The 27,000-nt window shown below is 67.9% G+C and carries 29 protein-coding genes; 16 read left to right on the top strand and 13 right to left on the bottom strand.

Features of this window, described 5'->3' with window-relative positions; all coding sequences use genetic code 11:
- The first annotated feature begins 4 nt into the window (after positions 1 to 4).
- The gene (locus P7A99_RS13860) at positions 5 to 856 is read left to right on the top strand and encodes a glutamate racemase (protein ID WP_277794417.1); all 852 of its coding nucleotides are present in this window, start codon (positions 5 to 7) and stop codon (positions 854 to 856) included.
- A 232-nt stretch (positions 857 to 1,088) separates the two neighbouring features.
- On the top strand, positions 1,089 to 1,622 hold the full coding sequence (locus P7A99_RS13855) for an SRPBCC family protein (protein ID WP_277794416.1): 534 nt from the start codon (positions 1,089 to 1,091) through the stop codon (positions 1,620 to 1,622).
- Between the two features lie 4 nt (positions 1,623 to 1,626).
- Here the strand turns inward: P7A99_RS13855 and P7A99_RS13850 are convergent, their stop codons facing one another.
- From P7A99_RS13850 to P7A99_RS13835, 4 genes are all read right to left on the bottom strand, one after another.
- Positions 1,627 to 1,995: a hypothetical protein gene (locus P7A99_RS13850; RefSeq protein ID WP_277794415.1), complete on the bottom strand. Its 369-nt coding sequence runs from the start codon at positions 1,993 to 1,995 to the stop codon at positions 1,627 to 1,629.
- Between the two features lie 55 nt (positions 1,996 to 2,050).
- Positions 2,051 to 3,136, bottom strand: a complete 1,086-nt coding sequence (locus tag P7A99_RS13845; RefSeq protein WP_277794414.1) for a GNAT family N-acetyltransferase — start codon at positions 3,134 to 3,136, stop codon at positions 2,051 to 2,053.
- Between the two features lie 92 nt (positions 3,137 to 3,228).
- Positions 3,229 to 5,379 (bottom strand): prolyl oligopeptidase family serine peptidase, encoded by a 2,151-nt coding sequence (locus P7A99_RS13840; RefSeq protein WP_277794413.1) that lies wholly within the window; start codon positions 5,377 to 5,379, stop codon positions 3,229 to 3,231.
- Entirely contained in the window at positions 5,380 to 7,557 is a 2,178-nt protein-coding gene (locus P7A99_RS13835; protein WP_277794412.1) for a prolyl oligopeptidase family serine peptidase, read from the bottom strand.
- A 144-nt stretch (positions 7,558 to 7,701) separates the two neighbouring features.
- Here P7A99_RS13835 and P7A99_RS13830 point away from each other — a divergent pair, with 144 nt between their 5' ends.
- The gene (locus tag P7A99_RS13830; RefSeq protein WP_277794411.1) at positions 7,702 to 7,914 is read left to right on the top strand and encodes a hypothetical protein; all 213 of its coding nucleotides are present in this window, start codon (positions 7,702 to 7,704) and stop codon (positions 7,912 to 7,914) included.
- A 34-nt stretch (positions 7,915 to 7,948) separates the two neighbouring features.
- On the opposite strand, the gene P7A99_RS13825 is transcribed toward P7A99_RS13830, so the two are convergent.
- Both P7A99_RS13825 and P7A99_RS13820 read right to left on the bottom strand, forming a co-directional pair.
- A complete protein-coding gene (locus tag P7A99_RS13825) occupies positions 7,949 to 8,725 on the bottom strand; it encodes a potassium channel family protein (RefSeq protein WP_277794410.1) in 777 nt (258 codons plus the stop codon).
- Positions 8,718 to 9,317 (bottom strand): hypothetical protein, encoded by a 600-nt coding sequence (locus P7A99_RS13820; RefSeq protein ID WP_277794409.1) that lies wholly within the window; start codon positions 9,315 to 9,317, stop codon positions 8,718 to 8,720. Before P7A99_RS13820 ends, P7A99_RS13825 begins: the two co-directional genes overlap by 8 nt.
- 58 nt (positions 9,318 to 9,375) lie before the next feature.
- Here P7A99_RS13820 and dapF point away from each other — a divergent pair, with 58 nt between their 5' ends.
- The 4 genes from dapF to P7A99_RS13800 are packed head-to-tail and all read left to right on the top strand — an operon-like array spanning position 9,376 to position 13,380.
- Positions 9,376 to 10,230: a diaminopimelate epimerase gene (gene dapF / locus P7A99_RS13815; RefSeq protein WP_277794408.1), complete on the top strand. Its 855-nt coding sequence runs from the start codon at positions 9,376 to 9,378 to the stop codon at positions 10,228 to 10,230.
- Positions 10,143 to 11,054, top strand: coding sequence for an SDR family NAD(P)-dependent oxidoreductase (locus tag P7A99_RS13810; protein WP_277794407.1), 912 nt, complete (start codon positions 10,143 to 10,145; stop codon positions 11,052 to 11,054). The genes dapF and P7A99_RS13810 overlap by 88 nt, the downstream gene beginning before the upstream one ends.
- Positions 11,051 to 12,397: a tRNA (N(6)-L-threonylcarbamoyladenosine(37)-C(2))-methylthiotransferase MtaB gene (gene mtaB, locus P7A99_RS13805; RefSeq protein WP_277794406.1), complete on the top strand. Its 1,347-nt coding sequence runs from the start codon at positions 11,051 to 11,053 to the stop codon at positions 12,395 to 12,397. Before P7A99_RS13810 ends, mtaB begins: the two co-directional genes overlap by 4 nt.
- Positions 12,394 to 13,380: an endonuclease/exonuclease/phosphatase family protein gene (locus P7A99_RS13800; protein WP_277794405.1), complete on the top strand. Its 987-nt coding sequence runs from the start codon at positions 12,394 to 12,396 to the stop codon at positions 13,378 to 13,380. The genes mtaB and P7A99_RS13800 overlap by 4 nt, the downstream gene beginning before the upstream one ends.
- 187 nt (positions 13,381 to 13,567) lie before the next feature.
- Here P7A99_RS13800 and P7A99_RS13795 read toward each other — a convergent pair whose 3' ends face one another.
- Complete coding sequence (locus P7A99_RS13795; RefSeq protein ID WP_277794404.1) at positions 13,568 to 13,978, bottom strand: thermonuclease family protein; 411 nt, start codon at positions 13,976 to 13,978, stop codon at positions 13,568 to 13,570.
- A gap of 167 nt (positions 13,979 to 14,145) precedes the next feature.
- Here P7A99_RS13795 and P7A99_RS13790 point away from each other — a divergent pair, with 167 nt between their 5' ends.
- Positions 14,146 to 14,580, top strand: a complete 435-nt coding sequence (locus P7A99_RS13790) for a GFA family protein (protein WP_277794403.1) — start codon at positions 14,146 to 14,148, stop codon at positions 14,578 to 14,580.
- A gap of 167 nt (positions 14,581 to 14,747) precedes the next feature.
- Here the strand turns inward: P7A99_RS13790 and P7A99_RS13785 are convergent, their stop codons facing one another.
- Positions 14,748 to 15,377, bottom strand: a complete 630-nt coding sequence (locus P7A99_RS13785) for a trimeric intracellular cation channel family protein (RefSeq protein ID WP_277794402.1) — start codon at positions 15,375 to 15,377, stop codon at positions 14,748 to 14,750.
- A 115-nt stretch (positions 15,378 to 15,492) separates the two neighbouring features.
- On the opposite strand from P7A99_RS13785, the gene ftsY reads away from it, so the two are divergent.
- From ftsY to xth, 5 genes are all read left to right on the top strand, one after another.
- A complete protein-coding gene (ftsY, locus tag P7A99_RS13780; protein WP_165258571.1) occupies positions 15,493 to 16,434 on the top strand; it encodes a signal recognition particle-docking protein FtsY in 942 nt (313 codons plus the stop codon).
- A gap of 4 nt (positions 16,435 to 16,438) precedes the next feature.
- Positions 16,439 to 17,038, top strand: a complete 600-nt coding sequence (locus P7A99_RS13775) for an inner membrane-spanning protein YciB (RefSeq protein ID WP_277794401.1) — start codon at positions 16,439 to 16,441, stop codon at positions 17,036 to 17,038.
- 314 nt (positions 17,039 to 17,352) lie between these two features.
- Positions 17,353 to 17,922 (top strand): MarR family winged helix-turn-helix transcriptional regulator, encoded by a 570-nt coding sequence (locus P7A99_RS13770; RefSeq protein ID WP_277794400.1) that lies wholly within the window; start codon positions 17,353 to 17,355, stop codon positions 17,920 to 17,922.
- 149 nt (positions 17,923 to 18,071) lie between these two features.
- Positions 18,072 to 18,722: an outer-membrane lipoprotein carrier protein LolA gene (locus tag P7A99_RS13765; protein WP_431307675.1), complete on the top strand. Its 651-nt coding sequence runs from the start codon at positions 18,072 to 18,074 to the stop codon at positions 18,720 to 18,722.
- A gap of 251 nt (positions 18,723 to 18,973) precedes the next feature.
- A complete protein-coding gene (gene xth, locus P7A99_RS13760; RefSeq protein WP_277794399.1) occupies positions 18,974 to 19,780 on the top strand; it encodes an exodeoxyribonuclease III in 807 nt (268 codons plus the stop codon).
- 180 nt (positions 19,781 to 19,960) lie between these two features.
- On the opposite strand, the gene dnaQ is transcribed toward xth, so the two are convergent.
- From dnaQ to P7A99_RS13735, 5 genes are read right to left on the bottom strand one after another with little or no spacing between them, the layout of a single operon-like run.
- On the bottom strand, positions 19,961 to 20,683 hold the full coding sequence (gene dnaQ, locus P7A99_RS13755; RefSeq protein WP_277794398.1) for a DNA polymerase III subunit epsilon: 723 nt from the start codon (positions 20,681 to 20,683) through the stop codon (positions 19,961 to 19,963).
- 31 nt (positions 20,684 to 20,714) lie between these two features.
- Complete coding sequence (coaE, locus tag P7A99_RS13750; protein WP_277794397.1) at positions 20,715 to 21,314, bottom strand: dephospho-CoA kinase; 600 nt, start codon at positions 21,312 to 21,314, stop codon at positions 20,715 to 20,717.
- Positions 21,311 to 22,174, bottom strand: a complete 864-nt coding sequence (gene aroE, locus P7A99_RS13745) for a shikimate dehydrogenase (protein ID WP_277794396.1) — start codon at positions 22,172 to 22,174, stop codon at positions 21,311 to 21,313. The genes coaE and aroE overlap by 4 nt, the downstream gene beginning before the upstream one ends.
- Complete coding sequence (locus P7A99_RS13740) at positions 22,171 to 22,779, bottom strand: Maf family protein (protein ID WP_277794395.1); 609 nt, start codon at positions 22,777 to 22,779, stop codon at positions 22,171 to 22,173. Before P7A99_RS13740 ends, aroE begins: the two co-directional genes overlap by 4 nt.
- Positions 22,776 to 23,678: a pyruvate, water dikinase regulatory protein gene (locus P7A99_RS13735; RefSeq protein ID WP_277794394.1), complete on the bottom strand. Its 903-nt coding sequence runs from the start codon at positions 23,676 to 23,678 to the stop codon at positions 22,776 to 22,778. The genes P7A99_RS13740 and P7A99_RS13735 overlap by 4 nt, the downstream gene beginning before the upstream one ends.
- A 447-nt stretch (positions 23,679 to 24,125) precedes the next feature.
- On the opposite strand from P7A99_RS13735, the gene hemE reads away from it, so the two are divergent.
- Genes hemE through P7A99_RS13720 form a run of 3 tightly spaced genes read left to right on the top strand, consistent with a single transcriptional unit; the run spans position 24,126 to position 26,670 of the window.
- On the top strand, positions 24,126 to 25,154 hold the full coding sequence (gene hemE / locus P7A99_RS13730) for a uroporphyrinogen decarboxylase (protein WP_277794393.1): 1,029 nt from the start codon (positions 24,126 to 24,128) through the stop codon (positions 25,152 to 25,154).
- Positions 25,155 to 25,159: 5 nt separating this feature from the next.
- Positions 25,160 to 26,209, top strand: a complete 1,050-nt coding sequence (gene hemH, locus P7A99_RS13725; RefSeq protein WP_347276694.1) for a ferrochelatase — start codon at positions 25,160 to 25,162, stop codon at positions 26,207 to 26,209.
- A complete protein-coding gene (locus tag P7A99_RS13720) occupies positions 26,164 to 26,670 on the top strand; it encodes a CopD family protein (RefSeq protein ID WP_277794487.1) in 507 nt (168 codons plus the stop codon). The genes hemH and P7A99_RS13720 overlap by 46 nt, the downstream gene beginning before the upstream one ends.
- The last annotated feature ends 330 nt before the right edge of the window (positions 26,671 to 27,000 follow it).

Genomic DNA, 27,000 nt, shown 5'->3' with positions numbered 1-27,000 from the left:
CCTCATGACCATCGGCGTCTTCGACTCCGGCGTGGGGGGGCTGAGCGTCCACCGCGCCCTCGTGCAGCGTCTGCCCCAGGCGGACTTCGTCTATCTGGCCGACCAGGCCAACGCCCCCTATGGCGGCCGTCCCGGCGAGGAGATCGTCGACCTGACGCGGGCCGGCTGCGAGCGATTGTTCGAGGCCGGCGCCAGCCTGGTGGTCCTGGCCTGCAACACCGCCAGCGCCATCGCCCTTCGCCGCCTGCAGCAGACCTGGCTGCCGGGCTATCGCAAGACGCTGGGCCGCCCGGTCAACATCCTGGGCATCATCGTGCCGACCATCGAGGCGGCCACCGGCCTGCCCTGGGAGCACGAGGCCGAGCGCCGCGGCGACAAGGTCGAGCAGCTGGACGTGCTGGGGGTGTTCTCCACGCAAGGGACGACCAATTCCCGCGTCTACGAAATCGAGATCGACAAGCGCAAGCAGGACCTGGCGGTGTTCTCTCAGCCCTGCCCGGACCTGGTGCCGATGATCGAGGCCGACGCCGGCGTCGTCGAACTGGCCAAGGCCGTCGAGGGCTATGTCCAGGCGCTGAAGACCCGGATCGGCCGCTATCCCGACCGCGCCGTGCTGGGCTGCACCCACTACGAGATCATCGCCGACATCTTCCGCGCCGCCCTGCCGGCCGGCACGCCGGTGATCCACCAGCCGGCCTCGACCGCCGACTCCCTGGAGCGCTACCTCGAGCGCCATCCCGAGTACGACCCGGGAACCGGCGGCGGCCGCGTGTTCCTGACCACCGGCCAGCCCGGCCCGCAGAACGGCCTCGTCCAGAGCTTCTGGGGCGGCCCGCTGGTGTTCGAGAAGGCTTAAACTTCGCGCCCCCTTAGTTCGTCATCCCGGAAAGCGCGCAGCGCTTATCCGGGACCCAGGCGACTGGGCGCCGCGGCAAAGCCATCCACCCATGCGGCCGTCGGCGCACTGCGACGGCTCCTGGGTCCCGGCTCTACGCTACGCTTCGGCCGGGATGACGAGCCAGGGAGTGCTCTTGCCTAGAAAGCCAAGCTGGCGCTTCATCGCGGAACATCGTTTCCGGAGACGCGCCATGAAGCTCGCCGCCCCCGTTCTCGCAGTCCTCACTCTACTGGCCGCCGGCGCCGCCAACGCCGAGGTGCTGGACGCCCAGCCGAACGGTTTTGCGACCAAGCGCTCGGTGGTCGTCGCCAAGCCCGCCGCCGAGGTCTGGACCGCGCTGGTGCAGCCCGCCAAGTGGTGGAACAGCGAGCATACCTGGTCGGGCTCGGCCGCCAACCTGTCGCTGGGCGCGGCCTCGGGGGCCTGTTTCTGCGAGAAGATGCCGAACGGCGGCTCGGTGCTGCACATGACCACGGTCAACGCCCAGCCCGGCAAGCAGCTGACCCTGTTCGGCGGCCTGGGTCCGCTCCAGCTGTCGGGCGCCACCGGCCACATGATCTGGGCCCTGGCCGAGAAGGACGGCCAGACCACGGTGACATGGAGCTACGACGCCGGCGGCTACATGAAGGGCGGCCTCGACAAGATCGCGCCTATCGTCGACCGGGTGCTGGGCCAGCAGCAGGACCGCCTGAAGGCCTATCTGGAGACCGGCAAGGCCGGGTAGGGCCTCATCGCGCCGCCGGTTCGACCACCACCCAGCCTTTGGCCTGGGGCTGGCTGGGCGAGGGATAAGCCACCCGCTCGAAGGTCCGCGTCCGCGGCGTCCATTGGTTCGGCGCGATCCGCAGGGCCGTCTGGTAGCTGCATTGGAAACGGCCCGCCTCGGCGGGAGCGCAGCGAAGGCCGCGAACAATGGTGCTGGCCACGCGGGCCATGCGGGCGCTGTCGCCGACCCCGACGGCCTGAACATTCTCGATCGTGGCGATGCCGGTCTCGATGCGGGCGACGCTCCTCGCGCTGGGCGGACCGCTGGCGGCCGAAACGCCGGAAGCGCAACCACCCGCACACAGCACCGTCAGCAAAAGCAGCCGCCGCATGATCGTCCTCCCGTTCCCGCCGGCAGCTTAGCCGACGTGGAGGGGCTAGCCAGCCTCAGTGCAACCCGCGCAGCAGGTCGATGCGGCGCATGGCCTTGCCCGGCAGTTGCGACATCCGGCCCAGCGGCAGGGCCTCGGCGACCTGGCGCACGCCCCAGGCGGCCGAGCGCACGAAGGTGGCCGGCGAGGGCGCGCCATAGAAGCCGAACACCACGGTCTGCCGGGCGTTGGAGAGCTCGCGCTTGAAGCGGTAGTCCCCGGTGCCCAGGTCCAGCCGGTGGTAGGACCCGGCGTTCATGCCTTTCAGAATGTCCTGGAACAGCAGCAGACCGGGTGAATAACGGTCGAACTTGGCGTTGTGGGCGATCAACCAGCCGTGGATCGTGTGCTTGCCGCGCAGGTGCAGGTGCACCGCCGCCAGTTCGTCGCCCAGGTGCAGGGTGTAGAGCCCGCCGCCGAAGTCGCCATCGCGGCGCTCGAACAGGTCGGTGACCAGCTTGGTGACCCAGTCGGTCTTGAAGAGGTCGGTCTGGCCGGTGGCCAGCAGCTGATCGCGCTTCCACTCGATCAACTGGTCGAAATCGGCGCGGCTGTCCGACATTGGCGTGTAGCGGCAAGGCCCGACCTCGCGCTCGGCCTTGCGGCGCTTCTTGTCGATGTCCTTGAGCACGCCCACCCCGGCGGTCTTGCGGTCGGCGGCATAGGCGTCATATCCGGCCGAGACGTCGACGATCCATGAGTCCGCCTGGCCGCGGCCGTGCCGGGCCAGGGTCTCGTCGTCGGCCAGCATATGGCAGAAATCCAGGCGCTGGGCCTTGAGGGCCGCCAGCAGATGGCGCGGATCGACGGCCACGTCGGGCGCCGACACCAGGGCCTGATAGTCGCACATCGGCGCGCCGGCCGGCATGGCCACACCGGCCTTGATGCGCGCCGGCAGGAAGGCCAGGGCCTGGCCTTCCTCGCCGCGGATGACGGCGACCTTCACGCGGTCGCCCTTTTCGCCTTGGGCGAGGGCGACCGCCTTGGCCCATTGCGGCGACAGGAAAGGAGAATCCAGGCGTGGCTGCAGCGTCTGCAGGGCGGTCCAGCGGGCGCTGTCCTCCGGCGTGAGCTGCAGGGCCTCGACGACGTCGATCTTCACGGGCGCCCCCCGAGCGCTGATCCGAGCCTCCAGAAGGCCAGCTCGGATCATGACGCCCAGAGATTGCAGTCCGGTTTACGGACCTTGCGTGATCAATCCATCAGTTTGCGGGTCAGATACGTATATTCGAGCGACACCCGGCGGGCGGTCTCGGCGAGGTTGGCGCTGGCGGCATGACCGCCGTCGACGTTCTCGTAGTAGAGCACGCTGTAGCCCAGGGCCTCGAGCCTGGCCGCCGCCTTGCGGGCGTGGGCCGGGTGGACGCGGTCGTCCTTGGTCGAGGTCTCGATGAACACCTCGGGATATTTCTGGCCGGCCTTGAGGTTCTGGTAGGGCGAGTACTTCTCGATCACCGCCAGGTCGGACGGGATCTGCGGATCGCCGTATTCGCCCATCCACGATGAGCCCGCGCCGATCTGGCTGTAACGGACCATGTCGAACAGCGGCACCTGGATGACGATGGCGTTGTAGAGCTCCGGACGCTGGGTCAGGGCGACACCCATCAGGAGGCCGCCGTTGCTGCCGCCCATGATCCCCAGCCGGCGCGGCGAGGTGATCTTGCGGGCGATCAGGTCCTCGGACACCGCGAAGAAGTCGTCATAGACCCGCTGACGGTTGGCTTTCAGGCCCTGCTCGTGCCAGCTGGGACCAAACTCGCCGCCGCCGCGGATGTTGGCCACCACATAGGCGCCGCCGCGCTCCAGCCACAGCTTGCCCATGGTCGGCGAATAGCCCGGCGTCATCGACGCCTGGAAGCCGCCATAGGCGTAGAGCAGGGTGGGGGTCGAGCCGTCGTACTTGGTGTTCTTCGGGCGGACCAGGAAGTACGGAATCTTGGTCCCGTCCTTCGACGTAGCCTCGAACTGCTCCACCACGTGGGTCGAGGCGTCGAACTTGGCCGGGGCGGCCTTGACCTGGTCGAGCTTGCCGGTGGCCGCGTCGGCCAGCCAGTAGGTCGTGGGGGTCAGATAGCCGGTCACGCTGACGAAGATGCGGTCGTCCTTGTCGGACGCCGAACCCAGGCTGACCGTCGAATTGGCCGGCAAATCAAGCTTGGTGCGGCTCCAGGCGCCGTCCTTGACGTCGTAGGCGTAGGCCGCGCCCTTGACGTTCTCGAACAGGGCCACGACCAGGCGGTCGCGGGTGGCGTTGACCCCCTGCACCGACTCCCGGGCCGTGGGGCGCAGGATCAGCTTGGCTTTCGCCTTGGCCGGATCGGCCTTCAGCGCGGCCAGGTCGAAGGCGGCCAGGTCGCCGGTCTTCAGGCCCTGCTCGGTCCAGTCCTGCTCGACGCTGAACACCAGCTGGCCCTTGACCAGGGCCTGGATCGACGACTTCAGCGGGAAGGGCAGCTTCACCGTCGTCTCGCCGACCACCAGGTGGGTCTCGGCGTTGAAGGTGTCGAGCGGGCGCAGCACGAACACGGCCCGCACCACGCCGTCATGGTCGCGCAGGGCGTAAGGGCTAACGCCGTAGCCGCCGTCGTCCTTGGCGCCGCGATAGACTTCCTTGGCCGCCGACAGGGGCTGACCGCGTTTGACCAGCTTGACCACGTAGGGGTAGCCGGACGTCGTCACTTCGCCAGGCGTCCAGTCGGTGGCGACGATCAGGGTGTCCTTGTCGATCCAGTCGAACCGGTGCTTGCCCTCGGGCAGTTCGAAGCCGCCGGCGACGAAGGTCTTGGTCTTGGTGTCGTACTCGCGCACGACCACGGCGTCCTTGCCGCCGTTCGACAGCGAGACCAGGCAATACCGGCTTTCCGGAGCCAGGCAGTCGGCGCCCTTCCAGACCCAGTTCTTGCCCTCGGCCTTGGCCAGGGCGTCCAGATCGAGGATCGTCGACCAGGCCGGATCGGCGGTGCGGTAGCTGGCCAGGGTGGTGGTGCGCCAGACGCCGCGCACGTGGTCGGCGTCCTGCCAGTAGTTCCGCAGGTCGTCCTCGGCGACGAACGACACGCCGGGAATGCGGTCCTTGGCGTTGACGATGGTCAGGGCCGCATCGTGCAGGCCGGCGTAGCGCGCGTCGCCCTGCAACACCGGCAGCGTGCGGTCGTTCTGGGCCTTGGCCCAGTCGAGCGCGCGCTGGCCCTCGATCTCCTCCATCCAGATGTAGGGATCGTCCTTGCCCAGCTCGGCCAGCGGGGTGCGGGCGGCGGCAGCGGCGGGCGCGGTGTCGGGAGCGGCGTGGGCGGATACGGTCATGAGGCTCGTGGCGGCGAGTAGGGCCAGGGTCAGGTTACGCATCTAGTGATCCATCAGCTGGCGCGACAGGTAGGTGTAGTGCAGCGCCCAGCGCTTGGCGTTGGCCGCCGGGTCGGCGCCGTTGGCGTGACCACCGTCGGTGTTCTCGTAGTACATGTAGGGCTGGCCCAGATCGGCCAGGCGGGCCGAGAACTTGCGGGCGTGACCGGGGTGCACCCGGTCGTCCTTGGTCGAGGTGGTGATGTAGGCCAGCGGGTATTTCACCCCGGCCTTCAGGTTCTGGTACGGGCTGTATTTCTCGATCCAGGCGCGTTCGGCCGGGATGGCCGGGTCGCCGTACTCGCCGATCCACGAGGCCCCGGCCGGCAGCTGGGTGTAGCGGATCATGTCCAGAAGCGGGCTTTCCACCACCACGGCGTTCCACAGGTCGGGCCGCTGGGTCAAAGCCACGCCCATCAGCAGGCCGCCGTTGCTCCGGCCATACGCACCCAGGTGACGCGGGCTGGTGACCTTGGTCGAGATCAGGTTCTCGGCCACGGCGAAGTAGTCGTCATAGGCGCGCTGGCGATTGGCCTTCAGCGCCGCCTCGTGCCAGGCGGGACCGAACTCGCCGCCGCCGCGGATGTTGGCCACCGCGTAGGAACCGCCGCGCTCGAGCCACAGCTTGCCGATCAGCGGGTCGTAGACCGGCAGCTTAGACAGCTGGAAGCCGCCGTAGGCGTGAAGCAAGGTGGGGGCCGAGCCGTCGAGCTTGGCGCCCTTCTGGCTGACCAGGAAGTAGGGGACCTTGGTCCCGTCCTTGGAGGTCGCTTCCTTCTGCTCGACCTGCAGCCTGGAGGCGTCGAAGCGGGCCGGCAGGGTCTTGACCCTCTCGGCGCCGGTCTTGGTCGCGTCGGCCAGCTTCAGCTGGGTCGGGGTGATGAAGCCCTCGACCGTGTAGAACACCTGGTCGCCGCTGTCGGCCGTGGCGACGATCGAGACGGCGGCGTTGTCCAGGCCCGGCAGGCCCTGGCTGCGCCAGCCGAACTCGCCGTGGTCGCTGAAGCTGCGGATGCCGCCCTTGACGTTGTCGTAGATCACCGCGACCACGCGGTTGTCGGTCACCGCCACCTGGTCGATCGACTGGCGCGCGCCGGGCTCGAAGATCGTGCACGGGTCGCAATCGTTGCTGATGATGATCTCGTCCTTGCCCGCCGCCGGCTTGGGCAGCAGGGCCTTGGGGCTGACCGAGACCAGCGAGCCGGCCGGGAAGTTGCGGCCCAGCGACGGCATCGGCTCGTAGTTCCAGGGCTCCTCGACCGTCAGGATCAGATCGCCGCCGACCATGCCGCGGATCGACGAGCGCTCGGGGATCGGCAGCAGGGTGGCCTTGCCGGCGTCGTCCAGCAGGAAGGTCTTGGTGTGGAAGAAGTCGGTGGCGCGCTCGATCAGCACCACGCGATTGCCCTTGGCGTCGCGCAGCACGTGCGGACGGGCGCTGACGTCGGCCTTCTCGCCGCGGAACACCTCGACGGCCTGCTCCAGCGACTGGCCGCGCTTGAGGGTCTTGACCACCATGCCGTAGCCGCTGTCGGTGGTGGTGCCCGCGCCCCAGTCGCGGGTGAGGATCAGGGTGTCGGCGTCCAGCCAGTCGATGGTCTGCTTGCTCTCGGGCAGGAAGAAGCCGTCCTTGACGAAGCTCTTGGTCGTCAGGTCGAACTCACGCACCTCGACGGCGTCCTTGCCGCCATTGGACAGCGAGACCAGGCACCGGTCATGGGTCTTGGGACGGCAGTCGGCGCCCTTCCAGATCCAGTTCTTGCCCTCGGCCTTGGCCAGGGCGTCGAGATCGATAATCGTCTCCCACTTGGGGTCGGCCGAGCGATAGCTCTCCAGGCTGGTGCGCCGCCAGACGCCGCGCACGTGGTCGGCGTCCTGCCAGAAGTTGAACACGCTGGTCCCGACGAAGGTCGGGGCGGCGATGCGGTCCTTGGCGGCCAGCACCTTCAGCGCCGCGTCGTGCAGGCCCTGGTAGCGCTTATCGCCGGTCAGGACGGGCAGGGTCTTGGCGTTCTCGGCCTTGACCCAGTCCAGCGACGAGGGCGTCTCGACGCCTTCCAGCGCCAGATGGGGATCGGCGGGTTCCTGGGCGCGGGCGGGGCCGGCGGCGAGGAGGGCGAGGGCCAGGGCGGCGGGCGAAACGGAGCGGAGCGTCAGCATGGCGCGGGACGTTAATGCCATTCCCGCCGCTGGCTAGGCCATTTTTGACCTTCGAGCTTCTAGTTGGATGGTGTCCTAGTACGCTAACTAGCTAACCCCCCCGCCTAAATCAGCACCGCATTCTCTGAGCCGACGGCAATCGAGCCGTCTGTCGAGGCAAAGGACATGGCTATGAACGCCACCCCTTACGAGAATGCTCTCAACCAACTGCTCTATGCTCTTGCTCTCATAGGGATCGAATACGATCCGGACTTCCTCAACCGACTTCGGCAAATCGGCACAGGTAAAGCGCACATCGACGTCGAGACTGATGTCGCTTTCTCGGATTTGATGCGAACGCTCGAGCTAAAGGCTCGGTCTGCCGGAATGATCAAGTAAACTTGGCCGGGGCGGACAACCGCCCCGGCTCTCATCACGCCCCGTCGTCCGGGATGCACAGCATCTTGCCGCAGGCCTTGCAGTGCACGGCGTCGGGATCGTGCTTGCGCAGGCCGCAGTCGGGGCAGGGATAGGTCACCTTGTGCGGCCGCAGGATCGACTGGATCAGGCCGATGAACAGCGACACCCCGCCGATCATCACCGCCATCGACAGAAGCTTGCCCCACACGCCCGGCAGGGTGACGTCGCCATAGCCCGTGGTCGTCAGGCTGGTGACGGTGAAATAGAGGGCGTCCACATAGCCGGCTATTCCCTCGTGACGCCCCGCGAAGCTGGAATAGACGAAGCCCGTCACCACGAAGACGAAGGTCAGCAGCGACGAGGCTGCGCGGGTGATGTCCTCGATGCGGGTGTCGTCGTAGCGCCTGGCCACGGTGCGCCAGAAGAACTCGCTGTGCACCAGGGTCCACAGCCGCAACACCCGCAGGAAGCCGAAATTGTAGAGCCAGGCGGGGAACATCAGCGTGGCCAGCACGAACAGGTCGATCCAGGTGATCGGCTTTTTCAGCCAGCTCTTCATGTCGCCGTGGGCGATGGCGCGGGCGATGAGGTCGGCGGCCAGGAACGTCGCGACCCCGTAGTCGATCAGGTAGAAGGTCACCCCGTGGTGGTGCATCAGCGGAGCGGCCACGAAGAAGCCGATGATGATCAGGTCGATCAGGATCACCGCATAGCGGAACCGCACCGCCGTGGGCGAGGCGCCGTGATAGAGGGCGCGCAGGCGGGCGCGCAGGCGCAGATCCTCAGCCATTGTCGGCGACCAGCCGCAACGGCGCGCGCTTGGCCTCCACCGGCGCGGGCGGCGAGCCGCCCACCAGGGTCAGGGCCGTCTCATAGCCGCCGCCGAAATCGACGCGGGTCATGGTGTCGAGTTGGCGCGGGATCGGCTCGCGTTCCCAGACGGCGCCGGGGTCGATGTCCTGCATCCACACAACTCCGCCTTCGACGCTGATGATCGCACCGATGTAGCAGACACCCGACTTGGCGGTCTCGGCATGGACCGTGACCACCGGGAACAGACGGGCCGCGGTCACCAGGATGTCGCCGAGGCTGTTGAGCACCACCGCCGGGGTCTCGGGCTGGGTCTCGCCGCGCTTCTCGAGCGCCGCCTCGATGAACTCAGGGTAGGGCGCGGGCTGCAGGTTCTTGACGTCGGACAGGCGATAGCAGCCGAAGCCGTTGAAACGGATGTGGTCGCTGATCTCGCAGAGCATCAGGAATTCGGGTCCGATCCCGACCACATAGCCGTTCACCCAGCCGTTCTCGAAACGCCGGTGAAAGCGCATCAGCCGACGCGCTTGCATGGCGCTGTTCAGTTCCTCGCGAACATCCTTGGCCGTCATCTCACTGCGTCGTCCCGCTGCGGTGCATTTTGCGTCGCTTTCGACTATATAGCCGCCCATGAGCCGCACCTTCCTGAAGATGAACGGGCTCGGCAACGACTTCGTCGTCATCGAGACCCTCACCCAGCCGTTCGAACCCTCCGCCGAGGAGATCCGCGCGATCGCCAAACGCGGCCAGGGCGGGATCGGCTGCGACCAGGTGGTGGCCATCGATCCGCCGAAGGCGGACGGCGCCTCGGCCTATGTGCGCTTCTGGAACGCCGACGGCGAACCGGCCGGCGCCTGCGGCAACGCCACCCGCTGCGTGGCCTGGCTGCTGATGCAGTCGGGCGGCAAGGACGCCGTGGCCTTCGACACCAGCGCCGGGCGCCTGTCGGGCGTGATGGCCGGCGACAAGCGCGTCACCGTCGACATGGGCGAGCCGCGCCTGTCGTGGGAGCAGATCCCGCTGGCCGAAGAGATGGACACCACCCGCGTCGAGCTGCAGGTCGGCCCGATCGACGCCCCGTGGGTGCACACCCCGGTCTGCGTCTCGATGGGCAATCCCCACGTGGTGTTCTTCGTCGACGCCCCGGTCAGCGACGAGTTCGCCGAGAAGACCGGCAGCCTGGTCGAGCACCACCCGCTGTTCCCCGAAGGGGTCAATGTCGGCTTCGCTCACATCGTCTCGCGCGACCACATCAAGCTGAAGGTCTGGGAACGGGGCGCGGGCCTCACCGCCGCCTGCGGCACCGGCGCCTGCGCCGCCCAGGTCGCCGCCGTGCGCCGGGGCCTGACCGACCGGACCGCCACCGTCGAGTTCGAGAGCGGCCCGCTGGTCATCGAATGGCGCGAGGCCGACGGCCACGTGATCATGACCGGCCCGGTGGCCCTGGAGTTCACCGGCAAGCTGCCCGAGACCGTCAGCGCATGAGCGAGCTGCACCCCGCCCTCGCGCCCGGCAAGACCGCTGTAATCACCGGCGCGGCCGACGGCATCGGCCTGGCCGCCGCCAAGGCCTTCGTCGAGCTGGGCCTCAACGTGGTCATGGCCGACGTCACCGGCCGCAAGTTGAAGCAAGAGGCCGAAGCCATCGGCGCCCTGGCCGTGCCCACCGACGTGGCCGACCGCGCCGCCGTCGAAGCCCTGCGCGATATCGCCGTCGAACGCTTCGGCGCGGTCGACGTCCTGATGAACAACGCCGGCGTGGGCGGCGGCGGCGACGCCTTCTCGGGCGACGACGCCTGGAAGCGCATCCTCGACGTCAACCTGTGGGGCGTGATCAACGGCGTCCAGGTGTTCGGCGAAGAGATGGCCGAGAGCGGCCGTCCGGGCCTGATCATCAACACCGGCTCCAAGCAGGGCATCACCCAGCCGCCGGGCGACACGGCCTACAACGTCTCCAAGTCGGCGGTGAAGGCCTTGACGGAAGGGCTCGCCCACACCCTGCGCGAAATCGTCGACTGCCAGGTCAGCGCCCACCTGCTGATCCCCGGCTTCACCTTCACCGGCATGACCAAGCGCGGCCCGGGCGGCAAGCCCGACGCGGCCTGGACGCCCGAGCAGGTCGTCCACTTCATGCTGGCCCGCATCGCCGCCGGCGACTTCTACATCCTGTGCCCGGACAACGATGTGCCGCGCGCGCTGGACGAAAGGCGCATGGCCTGGGCCATGGGCGACGTCATCGAGAACCGCCCGGCCCTGTCGCGCTGGCATGACGACTGGAAGGACGCCTTCGCGGCGTTCGTCGCGTCATGACCGTCTACACCGTCATCAAGGCCCAGCCGACGCCCCCATCTCCTCAAGAAGGGCCCGAAGTCGGCGAGGAGGGCGGTCCGGCCGTGACCATGCCCGGCGCCAACGGCGTCGACGTCGTCACCTTCGGCTGCCGCCTGAACGCCTATGAGAGCGAGGCCATGCGCGCCCGCGCCGCCGCCGACGGCCTGTCGGACGCCGTGGTGTTCAACACCTGCGCGGTGACCAACGAGGCCGTGCGCCAGGCCCGCCAGGCGATCCGCAAGGCCCGCCGCGAGCGTCCGGACGCGCGGATCATCGTCACCGGCTGCGCCGCCCAGATCGACCCGGCCGCCTTCGCCGCCATGCCGGAAGTCGACCTCGTGCTCGGCAACGCCGAAAAGGCCGCCCCCGGCGCCCTGGTCGAGACCACGACCCGCGTGCGGGTCAACGACATCATGTCGGTCAAGGAGACCGCCGGTCACCTGATCGACGGCCTCAAGGACCGCGCCCGCGCCTATGTCGAGGTGCAGAACGGCTGCGATCACCGCTGCACCTTCTGCATCATCCCCTACGGCCGCGGAAACTCGCGCTCGGCTCCGGCCGGCGAGGTGGTCGAGCAGGTGCGCAAGCTGGCGGCCGAAGGCTATCGCGAGGTCGTACTTACCGGCGTCGACGTCACCTCCTGGGGCGCCGATCTGCCGGGCGAGCCGACCCTGGGCCAGCTGGTGGGCCGCATCCTGCGCATGGTTCCCGACCTGCCGCGCCTGCGTCTTTCCTCGATCGACGCGGCCGAGATCGATCCGGACCTTCTGAAGCTGTTCGCCGAAGAACAGCGTCTAATGCCGTACCTGCACCTGTCCCTGCAGGCGGGCGATGATCTGATCCTCAAGCGCATGAAGCGCCGGCACAATCGCACCGACGCCCTGAACCTGGTGGCCAGCGTTCGAGCCGTGCGCCCGGACGTGGCCTTCGGCGCCGACCTGATCGCCGGCTTCCCGACCGAGAGCGAAGAGGCGTTCGAAAACACCGTCCGCCTCGTCGAGGAGGCGGGCCTGGCCTTCCTGCACGTCTTCCCCTACAGCGCCCGCCCCGGCACGCCGGCCGCGCGGATGCCGCCGGTGAAGGGTCCAGTGATCAAGGACCGCGCCAAGCGGCTGCGCGAAGCCGGCCAGCGCGGCCTGGAACGCCACCTGGCCGCCCAGGTCGGCCGCGTGCTGCCGGGCCTGGTCGAGCGCGACGGCCTGGCGCGCGCCGAGGACTTCACCGAGATCGCCTTCACGGGCGAGGCGCCGGCCGGCGAGATCGTGGCCTTCCGCGTCACCGGCCACGACGGAACCCGCGTGATCGCCGAGCGGGCCGCTTGAAGCGCCTTCTCGCGGCCGTCCTCGCTTGTCTGATCGCCGCGCCCGTCACGGCGCGCGCCGACGAGACGCGGCCGGATGAGGCTTCGGTCAGCTTCAGCGTCATGACCTACAACGTCGCCGGCCTGCCCTGGCCGGTGAAGAAGGGTCGCGGCGAGGCGCTGAAGAAGATCGGCGACGAACTGGCCAAGATGCGCGCCGCCGGGACCGAGCCCGATGTCGTGCTGATCCAGGAGGGCTTCCGCAAGGAGATCGGCGAGCTGGTCGACCGCTCGGGCTATCCCTATGTGGCGCGCGGCCCAAAGCGGAAGCAGCGCGACGCCAGTCTGTGGGCCAAGGGCGAAAAGCCCGACTATCGCCGCGTGGCCTACCGCTGGAAGGGCGAGGGCCTGGGCAAGTGGGGCTCCAGCGGCCTGTGGGTGCTGAGCAACCATCCCATCGAGGACGTAAAGTCCCACGCCTATCGCTACTGCGCGGGGCTGGACTGCCTGGCCAACAAGGGCGTGATGCTGGTCAGCCTGAACGTGCCGGGCCTGCCCACGCCGGTCGAGGTCGCCGACACCCACCTCAATTCCAAGGGCGCCTCGCGCGTGCCCCGTTCGCGCAACCGCATGGCCCACCACCTGCAGGCCGACGAGTTCAAGCGCTTCATGGCCGCCGACCGCACGCCCGGCGCGCCGCTGATCGTCGGTGGCGACTTCAACGTCATGCACGCGCCCGACCGCTTCGACTACGTGATGGCCGACTATCCGTTCGAGGTGGTCAGCCGCTGGTGCCACAACCTGCCGGGCGCCTGCGACACCCAGATCTCCTACGACGGCGACGCGCCCTGGCTCGACACCCAGGACCTGATCGGTTTCCTCGACGGCGACAGGGTCGACGTCACGCCCACCCGGGTGGAAGCCACCTTCGACGGCGCCCACGAGCCGGTGCTCTCGGACCACGACGGCTATCGCGTCACCTTTCAGCTGACGCCGAAGCGCTAGCGGCGACCGGCCGGGACAGAGGGCTTCCCAAGCCCATAAGCTCCCGCCTTCCTGGGCCTTGTGCCCAGGACCCATCGTTCAGCCTGCTCGGACCTATTCAGGTCTGAAGCGCCGAGGCGGCGGCGCCATGGACCCTGGGCACAAGGCCCAGGGAGGCGATGGAATTTCAGCTTTCCGAACTTGATCCCTATCGCCGACCGCCCCGGCCGGCGCCGCCCTCGACGCCGCCGCGCGCCCTCAGCAGGTCGCCCACCGAGGCGCCGTCGATGGTGCAGCGGGCCACGACCCGGTCGTAGGAGTGCTTGATCGCCCGGCATTGCAGGTACTGCCGCCAGACCACGTCCTCGAGCATGGTCTTGGCCGCCCGGCCGCCGGCAGAGTGCAGTTCCGGGGCGTAGAAGTCCGACACCCGCACCTCGATCCAGGTCGACGGATCGCTGCTCCTGCCGACGCACAGACTGTCGCCGTCGCCGACATAGCGCACCGGGCCGTCGAAGCGCGCGCCCGGCGCGGGCAGGGCGCCCTCGCACGGATCGGCCAGCGCCACGGCCGGCGCCGCCAGCAACGCCGTCGCCAGAACCAGTCCCCAGCCCCTCATCGATCCCTCCGCCTTGCGCGAGAGGAATCGGTACGCCCTATCGAAGCAGTTGTATTTTCTCACGATTTACTAACTCGAACGCATTACTGCGCCCGTTCAACACCGCGTCGGGCCTTGCTGTCACGCGGGATCTGACCTCTGTTGCCGCCCTGCTTGCGGAGAGGATCATGGGCATTAGCGGCGGCTGCCAGTGCGGCGTGGTGCGGTTTCGCGTGGAGGGCCAGCCAGGCCGCGCCTCCATCTGCCATTGCCGGATGTGCCAGAAAGCGTTCGGCGGCCCTTTCGGCGCTCTGGTGACGGTAAGCCAGGCCGACCTGACCTGGACGCGGGGGCAGCGGGCGACCTTCCAGAGCTCCGACGCGATCCGCCGCGGCTTCTGCGCCGCCTGCGGCACGCCGCTGACCTACGAATGGAGCCAGGAGAAGATCGACCTGGCCGTCTTCGCCTTCGACGATCCGTCGGCTGTCGAGCCCGTGGTCCAGCTGGCGATCGAGAACCGGCCGGCGTGGATGGAACATCTGGCCGACATGCCGGTGCGTCCGCCCATGGGCGGATCGGCGAGCCCGGTGGTGTCGAGGCAGCATCCGGACTTCGATACGTGATCCCTCTCCCCTTGCGGGAGAGGGTGGCCTGCGAAGCAGGTCGGGTGAGGGGTCTCTCAGACCTCAAAGCCGCGTGAGACGGTCAGGCCGGGTGAGGCGTCTTACATCTGAGAGACCCCTCATCCGTCGGCCTTCGGCCGCCACCTTCTCCCGCAAGGGGAGAAGGGTCAGGACTGCTTCTCTTCCCCGCCCATGAACCCGGGCAGGCTCCAGCCGAACTTGATGGCGCAGGCCCTAAGGCCGAACGCCGCGACAAACCCGGCGATGCCGGCCGGCCAGAAGCCGACGTTCAGCCACTGCAACACCGCGAACACGGCCGCGCCCAGCAGGGCGGCGGTGATGTAGATCTCGCGGCGTAGCAAGAGGTTGGGCTCCTCGGCCAGCACGTCGCGCACCACCCCGCCGAAGGCCGTGGTCAGCACGCCCATGATCACCGAGGTGAAGGGATGCACGCCCAGGCTCAGGGCCTTGGCCGTGCCGACCACGGCGTAGGCGGCCATGCCCAGGGCGTCCAGCCACAGCAGGGCCCGGAACCGCCAGCCGCGCTGGCCCAGCAGCCATATCACCAGGGCCGCAGCCAGGCAGGCCAGGATGTAGCCCGGCCGCTGGATCCAGAACACCGGTGCGTCGATCAGCAGGTCGCGCAGCGTGCCGCCGCCCACGCCGGTGATCGCCGCAAAGAAACCGAAGGTGATGATGTCGTGCTTGCGCCGCGCGGCGGCCAAGGCTCCGGTCGCGCCGAACACGGCGGCGGCGGCGTAGTCGAGCCAGAACAAGGCGGCGGCCAAGGGATCCATGATCTCTAGACGCCATGCTCCGGAGCCAAGCGCAACCGTTCACGCTTCCGTGGCGCTAACCCTGAATCGTAAATCGCGTCTTCACTTTTCCACCCACCTCGCTACAGGAGCGCGGATGAGCGAAAAGCCCTCGCAGAAACAAGGCTGGTTCCAGCGGCTCACCGCCGGCCTGGCCAAGTCCTCCCAGCAGATGACCGACCAGGTCACCGGCGCCTTCACCAAGAAGCCGCTGGACCAGGAACAGCTCGATGCGCTGGAGGAAATGCTGATCGAGGCCGACCTCGGCCCGCAGATCGCCGCCCGCATCACCGACGCCTTCGGCAAGGCCCGCTTCGGCAAGGCCTCGAGCGACCGTGAGGTCAAGGAAGCCCTGGCCGAGCTGATCACCGCCGAACTGGCCGACCGCGAAGGCCGCTTCGACCCGCTGGACGGTCCGCGCCCCTATGTGGTGCTGTTCATCGGCGTCAACGGCTCGGGCAAAACCACGACCCTGGGCAAGATCGCCGCCGACCTGACCGAGAAGGGCGCCCGCGTCCTGATCGCCGCCGGCGACACCTTCCGCGCCGCCGCCGTCGAGCAGTTGAAGGTGTGGGCCGACCGGGCCGGCGCCGACTTCATGTCCAAGCCCACCGGCAGCGACGCCGCCGCCCTGGCCTTCGAGGCCGTCGAGCGCGCCAAGGCCGAGGGCTACGACGTGGTGCTGATCGACACCGCCGGCCGCCTGCAGAACAAGCAGGGCCTGATGGACGAGCTGCTCAAGGTCATCCGCGTGGTCAAGAAGGTCGATCCCGACTACCCGCACGAGACCCTGCTGGTGCTCGACGCCACCGTCGGCCGCAACGCCCTGGCCCAGGAAAAGGTGTTCGGCAACAGCGTCGGCGTGTCCGGCATCGTCATGACCAAGCTGGACGGCACCGCCCGCGGCGGCGTGCTGATCCCCGTCGCCCGCGCCTCGGACAGCCCGATCAAGCTGATCGGCGTCGGCGAGGGGATCGACGACCTGCAGCCGTTCGACGCCCGCGCCTTCTCGCGCTCGCTGGTCGGGCTGGAGGACTGAGCGCGTGACCGCCGAGAGCAAGAAGAAGACCGCCTGGGTGCGCACCGCCGTCGACTACGGCGCGCCGATCGCCTTCGCCGTCACCTATTTTGTCACCAAGAACTTCCAGACCGCTACCTGGGTGCTGGTCGCCGCCTCGGCCCTGGCCCTGGTCGTCGGCTACGCGGTCGAACGGCGCGTGGCCCTGCTGCCGCTGTTCTCGGGCCTGATGGCGCTGATCTTCGGCGTGCTGGGCCTGGTTTTCCACAGCGACGTGTTCGTCAAGATCAAGGTCACCGTCGTCAACGGCGCCCTGGCGGCCTTCATGATCGGCGGAGTGTTCCTTGGCCGCGCGCCGCTGAAGGCCCTGATGGGCGAGGCGCTGCACATGTCGGACGCCGCCTGGCGGACCCTGACCCTGCGCTACGGCGGCTATTTCGCGCTGGCGGCCATCGCCAACGAGGTGGTGCGTCTGACCCAGGACACTCCCACCTGGGTGAAGTTCCGCATCGCCCTCTTGCCGCTGGCCATCGTCTTCTCGCTGACCCAGACGCCCTTCATTATGAAGCACATGGCCAAGCCGGACGACCAGAAGACCCCCGAGCCGCCCGACGCCGGGTTCTAACGGCTCCATAGGACCCTTTTCCTCAAATTCATCGTCATCCCGGAAAGCCCGAAGGGCTTATCCGGGACCCAGGAGACCGGGCTCGGTGGTTTGGTCCGGAGCCTTGGCGCTTGCCGGCGCAATGCGGCGGCCCCTGGGTCCCGGCTCTACGCTGCGCGGAGCCTGTCCTCGGGCGCGCTTCGCGCGACCCGGGGGGCCGGGATGACACCGAAGGTGCGGGTTAGACGCGATCCGCCGACCACGGACCATCTGTCGTCAAACCGACGTGTTAGCGTGCTAGCTGGACGTCCGTCAGCGGAAACGGGGCGGACGACATGGCCAAGCACAAGAGCGACAAGACCGCGGCGCGCGAGGTCGGGGTGCTGGACCGCTCGCCCAGCCACCTGCTGCACCGGGTGCTGCAGACTGCTCTCGACATCTATGTGGAAGAGACCGGCGTCGGCGGGATCACCCAGCGCCAGTTCGCCGTCCTGGCCGCCGTGGCCCAGCACGAAGGCGTCACTCAAACGGGCCTCGTGAAGGCCACCGGCATCGATCGCTCGACCCTGGCCGACATGGTCGCCCGGATGATCGCCAAGGGCCACCTGGAACGTCAGCGTTCGGAGCAGGACGCCCGCGCCAACTCCGTACGCCTCACGCAGGCCGGCCGTCTGATCCTGGAAGAGAGCCTGCCGCGCGTGGCCGCCGCCGACGCACGCATCCTGTCGCTGCTGAAGGCCGGCAAGCGCGACGGCTTCCTCGACCTGCTGGCCGAGATGGCGGCGGTCGACCTGAGCGCGCCCCGCCCCGAGCCGAAGGTCAAGAAGCCCAAGGCCGAAAAGGCCGACAAGCCGAAGAAGGAAAAGAAGGCCAAGAAGGACAAGGACGCCAAGAAGGCCGCCTGACCCGACTTTGCCGCGAAACCTCAGCCGTTCGGCGGCGTTTCTTTCAGCCCCAACCTGAACGGCCCTTCATCGCAGCGCCGGAAAACGGCCCTTCCATGGCCTTTCCCGCGACGCGCGGTCAGGGCAAAGGTGGAGGCGAAGGAGTTCGCATGACGCAGACCACCATGAATCGTCGCAGCCTGATCGCCGCCGGCGGCGCGGGCCTGATGGCCGCCGCCTTCGGCGCGCCGGCCCTGGCCCAGGAGCTGTCGGACGAGGACAAGGCGCTGATCGCCAAGGCCACGGCCTATATCCAGGGCCTGAGCAACGCCAAGGGCCGCTTCGTCCAGACCGATCCGCGCGGCGTGACCACCCAAGGCACCCTATGGCTGCAACGTCCGGGCAAGGCCCGCTTCGAGTACGACGGCCCCAACGGCCTGCTGGTCGTCAGCAACGGCAATAATGTCAACATCTTCGACAGCCGCCTGAAGACCTTCGAGAGCTATCCGCTAAGCCGCACGCCGCTGGCCCTGCTGCTGGCGCGCGAAGTGCGCCTGGACCGCGGGGTGAAGATCACCAGCGTGCGCAAGCTGGCCGACGGCTTCACGATCGTCGCCCAGGACGCCAGGCGTCAGACCCTGGGCCGGCTGGAAATGAACTTCAGCAGCGCGCCCGAGCTGATCGGCTGGACCATCAGCGACGTGAAGGGCGGCCAGACCCGCGTGCGCCTGTCGGGCCTCGACAAGGTCGCCGCCATCGATCCGAAGCTGTTCGTACTGACCGATCCGCGCCGCCGCACGGGCAAGCCGGCCACGGGCTGAGATCCGTGCAAACAGCCCCGTTTGTGACATTCTCACAACATGCAACAGATAAGCGGTTTTCCGCTTGACTAAAAATCACGGCGTGGCACTTTTATCACGCATGGCGATGAGCGCCCGACCCGCTCTTCGCAAACCGTGCCGGATCTATCCCCTCCCGGCGGCGGCATGAGAGACCTGACTTTCGCCCGGACGCTTCGTGTGTCCGGGCGTTTTTCTTTGTGGTCCGCGAGCTGTGCAGGTAGGGGAGCGGCATGCGCCTCCGTATCGCCACCTGGAACGTGAATTCCGTCCGCCTGCGCGCCGAACAGGCCGCCCGCTTCGTCGACGAAGCCGCGCCCGATGTCCTGTGCATGCAGGAGATCAAGTGCCAGGACGGCGAGTTCCCGCGCGAAACCTTCGAGGCCATGGGCCTGCCGCACATCAAGATCGCCGGCCAGAAGGGCTGGCACGGCGTGGCCATCGCCTCGCGCCTGCCGATCGAGGACGTCCCCACCCTGATGAACTGCCGCGAGGGCCATGCCCGCTGCGTGGCCGTGAAGGTGGCCGGCGTCGAGATCCAGAACTTCTACATCCCGGCCGGCGGTGATTTGCCCGACCGCGTCGCCAACCCGAAGTTCGACCACAAGCTGGATTTCTACGAGACCCTGACGGCCGCCCTGAAAAAGCGTGATCCCAAGGATCCGCTGATCGTCACCGGCGATCTCAACATCGCGCCGGGCGAGAACGACGTCTGGAGCCACCGCCAGATGCTGAAGGTGGTCAGCCACACCCCGGCCGAGCTCGAGGCCTTCGACGCCATGATCAAGTCGATGGATCTGCTGGACCTGCCGCGCCTGGCGACGCCCGAACCGGAAAAGCTGTTCTCGTGGTGGAGCTATCGCGCCGCCGACTTCCGCAAGTCCAACCGCGGCCTGCGCCTGGACCACATCCTGGCCAGCCCTGGTCTGCGCGACGCGGCCATCGTCGACGGCAAGGTCTCCTCGCGGGTCCACGACGACGTCCGCGAATGGGAACGCCCCAGCGACCACGCGCCGGTCACGGCGGATCTGAAGGTCTGATTCCTTTCACCTTCTCCCATAGGGAGAAGGTGGGGCCCATGCGCAGCATGGGAGGATGAGGGGTTAAGACGTCGGCCGGCGCGCCGGCACGATCTTGGCAATCGGCGAGGGCAAACCCCTCACCCTGCCACCGCTACGCGGCGGGGCCCCACCTCTCCCTCCGGGAGAGGTTTCTTCAGGCTACTCCGCCGCCGGCGCTAGTTCCGGCAGGTCGAACTTCAGCCAGACGGCCTTGTCCTTCAGGGTCGACTTGACCCAGTCGGCATGCACCGCCCGTTCGGCCTCGGTCGAGCGGAAGGGCAGGGGGCGCGGGCGGGCGCCGTAGCCGCCGGCGCGGGCGGCGCTTACGGCATTCACCGCCACCGCATGGGTCAGTTCGAGCGCGCGTTCCTTGCCGCCCTGCAGTTCGAGATAGACCTCGGCCAACAGGTGGGAGTCGATCAAGGCCCCGTGCTTGTCGCGGCTGTCGAGGCTGATCTTGAAACGCTTACAGAGCGCGTCGAGCGAGTTGTACATGCCCGGGAAGCGCTTCTTGGCCATGGCCAGGGTGTCGACCCAGCGCTCTTCCGGCAGCGGCGGGCGTCCGCATTTCTCCAGCTCGAAATTGACGAAGCTGCGGTCGAACGAGGCGTTGTGAGCCACGACGACGCTGTCGCCGACGAATTCCAGGAACTTGTCGGCGATCTCGTGGAACTTCGGCTTGCCGGTCAGGAAGGCGGCCGACAGGCCGTGCACCTTCTCAGCCTCGGCCGGCATGTCGCGCAGCGGGTCGCAGTACTCGTGGAACGACCGGCCGGTGGGCATGTAGTCCACAACCTCGATGCAGCCGATTTCGACCAGGCGGTCGCCCGTCTTCGGATCGAAGCCGGTGGTTTCGGTGTCGAGGATGATTTCCCGGGCCATGGCCTTTCAATGGGCCGGTTCGACTCCGGCATCAAGCTTGGGCGGAGGTTCTCAACAGGGTCAGGATGTCGCGCACCTGGTCCCGGGCTGCATCCAAGCCCTTGCCGGTATCGACCACGAAGTCGGCGCGAGCGCGCTTTTCGGCGTCGGGCAGCTGGCGGGCCAGGATCGCCTCGAACTTCTCGGCCGTCATGCCGGGGCGGGCCAGAACGCGCTGGCGCTGGACATCGGCCGGAGCGCTGACCACCACCACCTTGTGGACGTTCTTCTGGCCGCCGGTCTCATAGAGAAGCGGCACGTCGAGCACGACGATGTCGTGGCCGGCGCCTTGCGCCTTCTCGAAGAAACCGATGCGATGGGCGCCCACCAGCGGGTGGACTATGGCCTCCAGCTTCTCCAGGGCTTCCGGATCGCCGACGACCTGGGCGCTGAGCCGCGCGCGGTCGATCGCGCCGTCCACGACAACCCCGGGAAACGCCGCCTCGACCGGCGCCACGGCCGCCCCGCCCACCGAATAGAGCGCATGCACGGCCGCGTCGGAGTCGTAGACCGGCGCGCCCTCGGCCTCGAACATCTTGGCCGTGGTCGACTTGCCCATGCCGATGGAGCCGGTGAGGCCAAGGATGATCACTTCAAACCTTCCCCGAGATGCGCCAGGGCGACGGCGCGGACATCCACACCCGTCGGCGGCGCCTGGCCGTAGAAGGCCTCGAACGACGGCACGGCTTGCAGCAGCAGCATTTCCAGACCGTCCACAGTGGGCCGGCCGGCGGCTTGCGCCCTTTGCAGGAACTCGGTGCGCAGCGGCTTGTAGACCATGTCCATCACCACGCAGCCTTGTGGGGTAAGCGTAAGGTCCGCCGGCGGACCCTCGCCGCCGCCCAGGCCCAGCGAAGTGGCGTTGATGACGAGCCCCGCGTCGGCCAGCAGGGCGGGGAGGGCGTCTTCGCCCGCCGCCGTGACCTTGTCCCCAAGAGCGTCGGCGATGGCCTGGGCCTTGGAAACCGTGCGGTTGACGATCCGGACGGCCGGCGCGCCGGCCAGCAGCAGGGCCGCCGCCGCGCCGCGCGCCGCCCCGCCGGCGCCGAGGATGACCACGGGCGCCGCGGTGACGTCGAAGTCCGGCGCCTGGACGCCGATCGCGCCCAGCAGGCCCGGGCCGTCGGTGTTGTCGGCGAAGATCGTGCCGTCCTCACGGAACCGCAGCAGGTTGGCCGCGCCGGCCAGCCGCGCCAGGTCGCTGGCCTCGTCGGCGCAGGCCAGGGCCCTCTCCTTGAAGGGGATGGTGACGTTGAGGCCGCGGATGACCCCGCCCCGGAAGCCGTTCACGAAGGCCTCGAAACGATCCAGAGCCGGCCCCATCGGCACATAGGCGCCGTCGATCCCGGCCTCGGCCAGCCAGGCGTTGTGCAGCAGCGGGCTCATCGAATGGACGATCGGCTGACCGCAGACGCCGGCCACCAGGGCCTGGCCCGTAATCTTGGAACTCATGCCTTAAGGGCTCCGTGCAGGCGCAGGAAGTCGAGCAGGCCGGTCATCGGCAGCCCGAGGATGGTGAAGTAGTCGCCGTCTATACGATCGAACATCTGCAAGCCTTCGCCCTCGAGCATGTAGCAGCCGACAGACGACAGGATCTGCTCGCCGTTGCGCTCCAGATAGCCATCGAGCCAGGCCTCGCTGAACGGCCGCACCGACAGCTTGGCGGTTTCGACGATCCGCCAGATCGGCTGGCCGTCGCGGGCCACGACGACGCCGGAATGCAGCTTGTGGATTTCTCCGCGCAGCTCCAGCAGGCGGGCGCGGGCCGCCTCGATGGTGTCGACCTTGTCGAACAGCCGGCCTTTCAGTTCCAGGGTCTGGTCCGAACCGATGACCAGGCCCGGCCGCCTGTGGGAAACCTTGACCGCCTTCATCTCGGCCAGCGCGTCGGCGACGTCACGCGGCGTGACCTCTTCGGCCAGCAGGCCGGCCTTGGCCGCCTCTTCATCCACACCCGAGGCCACGGCCTCGAACGGAACCCCGGCGTTCTTGAGGATCGTCTGGCGCGTCCAGCTGGTGGACGCCAGCACGATCGGCGTGGGGGAGGGGGCGCTCATCCCAGAACCTCGACCTGGCCGCGGCCGCCCGACAGCAGGTTGATGATCGCTGCGGCGGTTTCTTCCACGGAGCGGCGGGTGACGTCGATGATCGGCCAGCCGTTCTTTTCGAACAGGCGGCGGGCGGCGATGATCTCGGCCCGCACGCTGTCGGTGTCGATGTAGTCGCTCTCTCTATTCTCCTTGAGCGACAGCAGGCGGTTGCGGCGGATCTGGATCAGCCGCTCGGGCGTGGTCATCAGGCCGACGATCAGGGTGTTCTTCAGCTCGAACAGCTGCTCGGGCGGCGGCCGGCCCGGCACCAGCGGCACATTGGCCGCGCGCACGCCGCGATGGGCCAGATAGATGCAGGTGGGCGTCTTGGAGGTGCGCGACACGCCCACCAGGATCACGTCGGCCTGGGTCAGGTCCTGGCCACCCTGGCCGTCGTCGTGGGCGATGGCGTAGTCCAGGGCCTCGATACGGTCGAAATAGTCGTTGTTCAGCGCGTGCTGCGCGCCCACGCGCGTGGAGATCTTGGCCCCCAGATAGCGCGACATGGCGCTGACAACCGGATCGAGCGCGGCGATGCACGGCATGTCGAGCTTGCGGCAGCCTTCTTCCAGCGCCGAGCGCAGGTTCGGATCGATGATGGTGTGCATAACCACGCCAGGGGCTCCGGCGATTTCCTCGAGCGCCCGATCCAGCTGCCGGATGGAACGGACCAGCGCGTAGATGTGTTCGATAGGCAGGATGTCGGTGAACCGTGCACAGACCGCCCGCGCCATGGCGTTCAGCGTCTCGCCCGTGGAGTCCGACACCAGGTGGATATGGAAGTAGGTGGCGAACCGCGCGGTGTGGCGATCGGTCTCAGCCGAGGCCCCATCCTGTGGATCATCCGTTAAGGGTTGCTTTACCACTCTGGGAGCCTTCTGGGGACAAGCGGGCGCCAAATGCGCCCCAGCGCGACGCTGCGCCGCGCCCCTGTGATAAACGGCCTCATTGACGCCGGACAATCCCCAGCTTGAAACTGCCCACTTGGACCTGTGCCAGAGCGTTGTCCCGCGCCTGTGAAAAGTCCTAACGGATAGTTAATTTCCCGTTCACCATCGTCTGGGTTCCGTAAGGAATCCGGCAGGTTGGAAGCTTGTCCACGGAGTTCACAAGGTATGACTCCCATGTGTACCAAGCTGGGGCATACCGAGTAGGGCCTGTTGGAGTCCTCCACACAGGCGGACTTATCCCCGTGTTGCACTTGCCCACCCCCTTCTTCCTCTCTTTCTAAGATTCTTATTTTTAAGAAGAATAGGAGGGTACGGGGTCGCACGGACTTGAGTGGAACGGCTCGCCGGGATTTAACGCCTGGTATGACGAGCTCCCCGATCCCGAAGTTTCTCTCCGTGCTGGCCGGTGAAACCGCCGAGCGTCCCCCGGTCTGGTTCATGCGCCAGGCGGGACGGTATCTGCCCGAGTATCGGGCCGTGCGGGCGACGACCCCGGACTTCATCAGCTTCTGCCTGAACCCGGAGAAGGCGGCCGAGGTCACCCTGCAGCCGCTGCGCCGCTTTCCGTATGATGCGGCCATCGTCTTCGCCGACATCCTGCTGATCCCCGGCGCTCTGGGCCAGAAGGTCTGGTTTGAGGCCGGCGAAGGCCCCAAGCTGGGCGAGCTGCCCGATCTCGACGCCATGGCCGACAAGACCCAGCAGGCCGGCGAGGCCCTGAAGGCGGTCGGCGAGACCCTTTCACGCGTGCGGGCCGACATCGATCCTTCCAAGGCGCTGATCGGTTTCGCCGGCGCGCCGTGGACTGTGGCGACCTATATGATCGAAGGCGGATCCAGCGATCGCTCCGGCGCGCGCACCTTCGCCTATCAGCATGCCGAGAAGCTGGACCGACTGATCCAGATCCTGGTCGACGCCACGGTCGATTATCTGGCCATGCAGGCGGCTTCCGGCGCCCAGGCGCTGAAGCTGTTCGAGAGCTGGGCCGAAGGCCTCTCAGAGCCGCTTTTCGACCGCCTGGTGACCAAGCCCCACATCGCCATCGTCGAGGGCCTTCGCGCCCGCGGCGTGACCGTGCCGCTCATCGGCTTCCCCCGCGGGGCCGGAACCCTCGTCGAGGCCTACGCGCAGGCTGTGCCGGTGGAGGGCGTGGCGCTCGACACCTCGGCCTCGGCGAAGCTGGGCCAGACGATCCAGAAGACCAAGACCATCCAGGGCGCCCTGGATCCTCTGCTGCTGCGGGCCGGCGGGCCGGCGCTGGACGAGCGGGTGGAGCAGATGCTCGAGCAATGGGGGCAGGGCCCCTATATCTTCAACCTGGGCCACGGCATCCTGCCCGACACGCCGATCGCTCATGTCGAGCAGGTGCTGAAGCGGGTGACCGGCCTGTGAGCGAAGTGAAGAGCGGCGCGGGAGCCGGGCGACGGATCGCCGTCGTCCTGTTCAATCTCGGCGGACCCGACGGCCAGGCGGCCGTGCGGCCGTTCCTGTTCAACCTGTTCCGCGACCCGGCGATCATCCAGGCGCCGTTCTTCGTTCGCTATCCGATTGCGGCGCTGATCTCGACCACTCGGGCCAAGTCGGCGCGCGCGAACTACGCCCTGATGGGCGGCGGCTCGCCGCTGCTGCCGGAAACCGACAAGCAGGCGCGGGCGCTGGAGGCGGTTCTGGCCGAGCGCCTGCCGGGCGATACGGTCAAGGCCTTCGTGGCCATGCGCTACTGGGACCCGCTGACCGGCGAGACGGCCAGGGCGGTGAAGGCCTGGAAGCCCGACGAGGTCGTGCTGCTGCCGCTCTATCCACAATACTCCACAACGACGACGGCCTCGTCGCTGAAGGCGTGGAACAAGGCCTACCGCAAGGGTCCGGGCCGGACGACGACGCTGTGCTGCTATCCGACGGCCGAGGGCTTCGTGCAGGCGCACGCGGATCTGATCCGGGCCGAGTACGTCAGGGCAGGCTCGCCCCGGCCGGCGCGGATCCTGTTTTCGGCCCACGGCCTGCCGGAGAAGGTGATCACCGCCGGCGATCCCTACCAGCGCCAGGTCGAGGCCACAGCCGCCGCCGTTGTCGAGAAACTCGGCGACATCCTGGGCGAGGGCGTCGACTGGAAGATCAGCTACCAGAGCCGCGTCGGCCCGCTGAAATGGATCGGTCCGTCCACCGACGACGAGGTCAAGGCGGCTGCCGAAGCCGGCCTGGCGCTGGTGGTCACGCCGATCGCCTTCGTCTCCGAGCACATCGAGACCCTGGTCGAACTGGACGTCGAGTATCGCGAGCTGGCCTACGAGCACGGCGGCTCGATCTATGCCCGCGTTCCGGCGCTTGGCGTATCGCCTGCGTTCATCGATTGTTTGGGGACTCTCGTGACTGAGGCGCTTTCTTCGCAAGCGTCGCAGATCTGCGGCAGCGACCGACCCTGCCCCTCTTCTGGAGCCCGCGCGTGACCGACTTCCTGGTCGAGCATTTCAACCTGATCCGCGGCCTGCACATCCTGGCCGTGATCGCCTGGATGGCGGGGATGCTCTACCTGCCGCGCCTCTACGTCTATCACACCGGCGCCACGCTGGGCTCGGAGATGGACGCGACCTTCAAGGTCATGGAGCGCCGCCTGCTGCGGGGGATCATCAATCCGGCGATGATCGCCGCCCTGGTCTTTGGCCTGGGCCTGATCATGGCCGACGGCGCGATCCGCGGCTGGGACTTCCTGCTCAAGCCCTGGATGCTGGCCAAGCTGGCCGGCGTGTTCTTCCTGTTCGGCTGGCACGGCTTCCTGTCGAAGGCCCGCAAGGCGTTCGAGGCCGGCCAGAACACCCGCTCTGAGAAGTTCTGGAGGATGACCAACGAGCTGCCCTTCGTGGCGGCGATCGTCATCGTGCTGTCGGTGACGACCAAGTACCTGAACTAGCGGGGGCCAACCCCTCGTCCTTCGACAGGCTCAGGAAGAGGGTTTGGCCTGCCGGCGTCGCCGTCGGTGCCCCTGAGCCGACCCTGGTCCTCATCCTGAGCTTGTCGAAGGACGAGGGCCATGCACAGCGTCTCCATCGGTAGCGCTTGACCGCGAACCCGCCTTGTGGTTCCCGTCTTGGTCAGACGTTGCGGCCATACCGCAGCGTTCCCGCCTTTCACGGATCGCGCCCGTCCTGGTGCGCCTCATGATCCGTTCCCCTGATCGATCCGCGCCGTCGTCATGGCGCGACCCCATCGCCGCCTTCGCCTGAAGCCGGCTGAATTTCTA

The organism is Caulobacter endophyticus, assembly GCF_029543245.1.
Taxonomy (GTDB): domain Bacteria; phylum Pseudomonadota; class Alphaproteobacteria; order Caulobacterales; family Caulobacteraceae; genus Caulobacter; species Caulobacter endophyticus_A.
This window is presented reverse-complemented; position numbering and strand designations above follow the sequence as displayed.

Bases quoted from the DNA above. Each gene is read 5' to 3' on its own strand.
- P7A99_RS13835 (WP_277794412.1), bottom strand. From the start codon at position 7,557: ATGGCATTAACGTCCCGCGCCATGCTGACGCTCCGCTCCGTTTCGCCC.
- P7A99_RS13785 (WP_277794402.1), bottom strand. From the start codon at position 15,377: ATGGATCCCTTGGCCGCCGCCTTGTTCTGGCTCGACTACGCCGCCGCC.
- aroE (WP_277794396.1), bottom strand. From the start codon at position 22,174: ATGAGTTCCAAGATTACGGGCCAGGCCCTGGTGGCCGGCGTCTGCGGT.
- P7A99_RS13740 (WP_277794395.1), bottom strand. From the start codon at position 22,779: ATGAGCGCCCCCTCCCCCACGCCGATCGTGCTGGCGTCCACCAGCTGG.
- P7A99_RS13790 (WP_277794403.1), top strand. From the start codon at position 14,146: ATGGGCATTAGCGGCGGCTGCCAGTGCGGCGTGGTGCGGTTTCGCGTG.
- hemE (WP_277794393.1), top strand. From the start codon at position 24,126: ATGACGAGCTCCCCGATCCCGAAGTTTCTCTCCGTGCTGGCCGGTGAA.
- P7A99_RS13770 (WP_277794400.1), top strand. From the start codon at position 17,353: ATGGCCAAGCACAAGAGCGACAAGACCGCGGCGCGCGAGGTCGGGGTG.
- P7A99_RS13850 (WP_277794415.1), bottom strand. From the start codon at position 1,995: ATGCGGCGGCTGCTTTTGCTGACGGTGCTGTGTGCGGGTGGTTGCGCT.
- P7A99_RS13855 (WP_277794416.1), top strand. From the start codon at position 1,089: ATGAAGCTCGCCGCCCCCGTTCTCGCAGTCCTCACTCTACTGGCCGCC.
- P7A99_RS13820 (WP_277794409.1), bottom strand. From the start codon at position 9,317: ATGACGGCCAAGGATGTTCGCGAGGAACTGAACAGCGCCATGCAAGCG.
- P7A99_RS13795 (WP_277794404.1), bottom strand. From the start codon at position 13,978: ATGAGGGGCTGGGGACTGGTTCTGGCGACGGCGTTGCTGGCGGCGCCG.
- P7A99_RS13810 (WP_277794407.1), top strand. From the start codon at position 10,143: ATGGCGCGAGGCCGACGGCCACGTGATCATGACCGGCCCGGTGGCCCT.
- P7A99_RS13840 (WP_277794413.1), bottom strand. From the start codon at position 5,379: ATGCGTAACCTGACCCTGGCCCTACTCGCCGCCACGAGCCTCATGACC.
- P7A99_RS13830 (WP_277794411.1), top strand. From the start codon at position 7,702: ATGGCTATGAACGCCACCCCTTACGAGAATGCTCTCAACCAACTGCTC.
- P7A99_RS13860 (WP_277794417.1), top strand. From the start codon at position 5: ATGACCATCGGCGTCTTCGACTCCGGCGTGGGGGGGCTGAGCGTCCAC.
- mtaB (WP_277794406.1), top strand. From the start codon at position 11,051: ATGACCGTCTACACCGTCATCAAGGCCCAGCCGACGCCCCCATCTCCT.
- xth (WP_277794399.1), top strand. From the start codon at position 18,974: ATGCGCCTCCGTATCGCCACCTGGAACGTGAATTCCGTCCGCCTGCGC.
- P7A99_RS13765 (WP_431307675.1), top strand. From the start codon at position 18,072: ATGACGCAGACCACCATGAATCGTCGCAGCCTGATCGCCGCCGGCGGC.
- ftsY (WP_165258571.1), top strand. From the start codon at position 15,493: ATGAGCGAAAAGCCCTCGCAGAAACAAGGCTGGTTCCAGCGGCTCACC.
- P7A99_RS13825 (WP_277794410.1), bottom strand. From the start codon at position 8,725: ATGGCTGAGGATCTGCGCCTGCGCGCCCGCCTGCGCGCCCTCTATCAC.
- dapF (WP_277794408.1), top strand. From the start codon at position 9,376: ATGAGCCGCACCTTCCTGAAGATGAACGGGCTCGGCAACGACTTCGTC.
- dnaQ (WP_277794398.1), bottom strand. From the start codon at position 20,683: ATGGCCCGGGAAATCATCCTCGACACCGAAACCACCGGCTTCGATCCG.